This window comes from Komagataeibacter ossonobensis (assembly GCF_057359305.1).
This window is the reverse complement of the sequence record NZ_JBXAYQ010000086.1, coordinates 1-5,000: the sequence shown is the minus strand read 5'-3', so window position 1 is coordinate 5,000 and position 5,000 is coordinate 1. Positions and strand designations below refer to the sequence as shown.

The window sequence follows — 5,000 nt, the reverse complement described above, 5'->3', positions numbered from 1 at the left end:
CTTTTGCTTCGGGCGTCGCCGCCGTGACGGTTTTCTTGTTGAGCCGGGCCATTCTCGCCTCCACCGCAGGAAACACATAGGAAACAGATGAGAGCGCAACCGAGCGTAGTCGGTGAAGGAATGACGTATCCCGACGGGGTAATTTTTCAAGGAAAAACAAAGGGTTTTCGTGGTCCGGCGCTATTCTGTCGGCACGGGCGCTGGCCAGCGTAGGCTAAAAAATCTTTCTCATAACCTGAAGGCCGCAGGTTCAAATCCTGCCCCCGCAACCAAAATTTCTAAACGAAATCAAGTAGTTAGCCCGCTCGCAGAGCGGGCTTTCTGCGTTTCAGGACGCCAACTGGAATCATATAGGAATCATTCGGGAGAGAAATCTCGCGTAGCAACGCTGCGTGAGGAGCGCGCCAGTCGAGGGTTGGGAAGGGTAGGAATCGGCCCAAGCCTCCCAATGCGGGGCCGACCCGCGAACCTTCTCCTTGCCTTCCAGGTCGTCGTCACGTAGCTACCAGATAAGAATGGTTCTTAATGTGGTGAAGCGGATTCGTATGACCGCGTGATGAAGTGGACAGCGCACCTTTGGACAGCGAGAAGGACAATCTGAGTCTGTTCGTGCAGAACCGCAAACGGCTGGTCGACTACGCGACCGCTGTGACGGGGACTACGACGCAAAGCGAGGATATCGTTCAGGAGGCATGGGTTCGTTTTTCGACGGTCTCCCAGGCTGATCCGAATTTCGTTCGTGAACCGCTCCGCTACCTCTTCCGCATTGTCAGAAATATTGCTCTCGACGGCAGACGGGCACAGATCAGCCGTAGTCGTTATGTGATCTCGGGTAACGGAAGCGAGACAACCCATCTTCAACCAGATGAGCGGGCTGTTCCCGAAGTTGAGATTCAGCATCGTCAGCAACTGGCTATTGTGCGCGATGCTCTTGCAGAACTCCCGGAACGCACAAGAATGGCTGTGGAATTGCACCGTCTTGAGGGATTGAAGACAAGAGAGGTTGCCGCGCGGCTGGGAATCTCGGTAACGCGTGCGCATAATCTGATTGCCGAAGGCGTGGCACATTGCCGGAGACGTCTGAAGTCGTTCCCGTAAATCATTATAGAAAAAAATCTGCGCTGCTTCGTTTATGAAGTAGGGATTGATCTCGTCCATGTTCGGGCATGCGGCGACCAACATGATGCTTGAGTATCGGGAGAGGAATGACGGCAGGGACAGAGAGCGAAGACGAACGGGCGACAAGGGAGGCAACGGACTGGCTTATCTTTTTGGAAGATGAGCCTGACGATCCCGATCTGCGCGCCCGTTTCGCTGACTGGCTTTCGGCTCACCCAGCCAACAGAAAAGCATGGGCCGAGACGGCGCAGGCATATGACCTGATTGGTCCCGCAGCAGTGCATGAAGGTGCTGCTGTTCGTGTATTTGAAGTGCGAGACTTGGCGGATGAGGTGGCTCCTCGCCCATCGAAGCGCATCCTGTCGAGGCGAATGGTTCCCGTAGCCGGGGCAGGAATGGCACTGGCGGCCTGTCTCGCTCTGCTGATAGCCCCGAAAGCTCTTCTCTGGTGGCAGGCTGATTATACAACGGGCACGGCTCAGCAACAGTCGATCCGGCTTGCTGATGGTACGGACGTCGAGCTTGCCCCTCAGAGTGCCATTGCTGTGGATTATAAAGGGTCCCAACGCAATATTCGTCTTTTGAAAGGTCGTGCCTTTTTTAAAGTTACGCATGATGCAGCGCGCCCGTTTGCTGTCGATGCTCATAGCGTCCGCACAACGGATATCGGCACCGCGTTTGAAGTCGCTTTTGAGGCGGATAGTACGGATATTGCGGTCGTGCAGGGAGCCGTACAGGTAGACGCCTCTCCTTCTTTTCGGATTTCAGAACATTTGCAGGCAGGACAGGCGATCCGCGTGGGATGGACGGGCGGTTTCCACCGCGCGAATGCTGACGGGAACGAGATCGCCGCTTGGCGACATGGACAGTTGATCGCCAGCGATCAGCCGGTGTCTGATGTGGTGGAAAAGCTTCGTCCCTACTTCAAAGGGATGATCGTGCTCGGTAGTTCAGACTTTGCTGCACGGCGAGTTACAGGGGTTTATGACCTGAATAACCCACTGGGAGCGCTCCATGCCTTGGTGCAGGCCCATGAGGGTGTAGTCGTAAGGCGTGTGACGCCCTGGCTTGTCATAATCTCTGACTTCTAATTTTTTCGTATTCGATCATAAAAAAGAGGGAAAAAATTTTCTCGGCACCCGTCGCTCAAGTAGGGGATGAAACTGCAATGCAGTCGCATTAACGGCGTCTCCCCTGCTAAGTAGAGCACAGTAAGGGAAACAATGCCGTTGCGACGGAACGTGGGTGTCGGTGCTGACCGAAAAATTATAGCTGCAATTCTGATGACAAGCTCGGCACTGGCTTCCGTTGCCGGAACATCAGGTGCTTTTGCTCAAACGGTAGTTTCATCTACGATGACTGCCGACCAGTCAAAAAGCTTTTCCGTTCCTGCGGGGTCCCTCGCAAGGGCGTTGACGTCTTTTGGGGCGCAGTCTGGAAAGCAGGTTTCGGTAGAGACGTCCGTTATTCAGGGATTATCGTCTCCAGGCGTGGCCGGGCGCATGAGTGCGCAGCAGGCACTGGCACAGTTGCTTGTAGGCACGGGGCTAACCTATCGTCTTTCAGGGAATGTTGTGACGCTTGTGAAAGCAGCCGCCAACATCACGCTTGGTCCTGTCCGTGTGGGTGGAACCGTTGCGCATCAGGATCCGACCGGGCCAGGCGTTGGGTACGTTGCAACAACGACCATGGCGGGTACCAAGACAGATACGCCTCTTACCGAAATCCCCAACTCGATCTATGTCGTCACAAAGCAACTGATGCAGGACCAGCAGTCCCAAAGCGTCGTGGAGGCGCTACGATATACGCCGGGTGTGTATTCAGAAGCTGATGGAACCTATGGGAATGGATCCGGCTCGACGAGCGTGGGCATCATGCAGCGTGGCTTCAGTACGACGCAATTTGTTGATGGCCTGATGACAAATTCCAGCAGCAGTGGAGAACCTGCCTTTCTGGAACGTATCGAAGCAGTCAACGGTCCGGCTTCGGTTATGTATGGACAGACCAATCCGGGCGGCATGATCGCAACGGAGTTGAAGAAACCGACAGATACGCCCCTTCATCAAGTGTCGGTAGGGTTTGGCAACTGGGGTCGTTATGAAACTACTGTTGATTTGAGTGACAAGATTACAAAAAGTGGAAACCTTCGTTATCGTGTTGCGGCAATTGGTGTGACGCAAGGCACGCAGGTGGATCATGTCAATTATCACAGGGTCGGCGTCCTGCCGTCGATAGCATGGGATATTGATGAAAAGACGTCATTAAATCTCCTTGGCATGTATATGTACACGCCAGGGGATGGGACCGCTTATGCAAATCAGGAGCCGATACTTGGAACATTGATCCGAAATAGTACTTACCCTGAAATTCCACGATCACATTTTTTAGGAACGCCGAACTGGAATAAAATGGGAGAGGACGCCGAGATGTTTGAATATCAATTCAAACATGAGTTCAACAGATATGTGACATTCTCCCAAACCTTCCGATGGGAAAATTCTCATCAAACGCAAAAAACATCCTATCTGAACGGAAGCGTCAGCCCAACCGAAGAAGAAATTGCTACATGGGACAACCGGTCACGGGACAGGACGGTTGGACTTGACAGTCGCGTGTCAGGGAATTTTTCAACTGGTCCTGTCAGGCATACATGGGTAGTAGGGTCTGATTTCAGGCAGTATAGCAGCGGGGGGAATAGCGTTTTTGATTTTACAAGTTTCCCTTTGGTAGACGTGTATAATCCGCAGCCAAATTATGTCCCGTGCTATAACATGAATTCTGCAAAATGTGAAAATTATGGGGTATCCAGCAAGTATTCCTATTTTCAGGAAGGTGTGTATTTTCAAGATCAGATCAAATGGAAGGGACTGTCCGTTCTTCTCGGTGGTCGCGAAGACTGGGTGAATTTCTCTGGAAATTATGGAAGTAAATCTACAATAGGTTCATATCCGGCGTCGTCTAATTATACAAAATACGCGCCACAGCCTCGGCATGCTTTTACATGGCGGGCGGGCCTAATTTATAAATTCAAATTCGGCCTTTCTCCTTATTTTAGTTACGCGACATCATTCATTCCGCAGACGTCCACCGACTGGCGCGGAACGCCGTTCGCCCCGCTGACGGGAAACCAGCTTGAAGCCGGTCTTAAATATAAGGTTCCGAACAAGGATATCCTGATTACGGCATCAGCGTTTCGGATCAATGAAGATCATTATCTAATCAGTGATCTGGTCCATACAGGATATAGTAGCGATGGGGGACATGTCCGGTCGCAGGGTTTTGAAATATCCGCGAATGCGAATATCATGAAGGACCTGCGAATGGTCGCATCTTACAGCTATACGGATGTCCGTTTCGCAAAGACGAATCTGACGGAACAGAGGTTCAATCCATATACGAGTTCATATTATGGAAATGCCATTTCTGAACAGGGAATGTCCGTGCCTCAGGTGCCACGGAATATGGCTTCGGTATTTTTCGATTACACGCTTCCACGGAATATCTTCAAGGGATTCGGACTTAATTGGGGGCTGCGCTACATAGGATATACTTATGCGGATGAAGTCGAATCGTTCAAGACGAAACCCTATACTCTGTTCGATATCGGCGCGCATTACGATTTCGGAAATATGACGCCTACGCTAAAGGGATTGAAGGCGCAGTTGGCAATATCCAATCTGACAAACAAATATTATGTGACATCATGTAGCACATTTAATTGCTTTGTCGGTCAAGGTCGACGGGTCTATGGGAATTTAACTTATAATTGGTGAAATTTTACCGCCTGAAACTGCATCGACTTTCCTTATTTCAAATCAATGTATTGCCCCTCGTCTCGATGCCAAAGTCGTGGGGCAACGCCGCTGCAATATGCGTAGGGC

At 51.4% G+C, this 5,000-nt stretch carries 3 protein-coding genes; all 3 read left to right on the top strand.

Translation table 11 applies throughout. The annotated features are described in order from the left end of the window. The first annotated feature begins 576 nt into the window (after positions 1–576). The gene (locus tag AC1RQ9_RS18485; protein ID WP_169797759.1) at positions 577–1,098 is read left to right on the top strand and encodes a sigma-70 family RNA polymerase sigma factor; all 522 of its coding nucleotides are present in this window, start codon (positions 577–579) and stop codon (positions 1,096–1,098) included. A gap of 107 nt (positions 1,099–1,205) precedes the next feature. Next, positions 1,206–2,210 (top strand): FecR family protein, encoded by a 1,005-nt coding sequence (locus AC1RQ9_RS18480; RefSeq protein WP_485988060.1) that lies wholly within the window; start codon positions 1,206–1,208, stop codon positions 2,208–2,210. Between the two features lie 132 nt (positions 2,211–2,342). After that, entirely contained in the window at positions 2,343–4,892 is a 2,550-nt protein-coding gene (locus AC1RQ9_RS18475) for a TonB-dependent siderophore receptor (protein WP_485988058.1), read from the top strand. Positions 4,893–5,000: the final 108 nt, after the last annotated feature.

Excerpts from the sequence above, each read along its gene's own strand:
- AC1RQ9_RS18475 (WP_485988058.1), top strand. The coding sequence starts at position 2,343 with ATGCCGTTGCGACGGAACGTGGGTGTCGGTGCTGACCGAAAAATTATA.
- AC1RQ9_RS18480 (WP_485988060.1), top strand. The coding sequence starts at position 1,206 with ATGACGGCAGGGACAGAGAGCGAAGACGAACGGGCGACAAGGGAGGCA.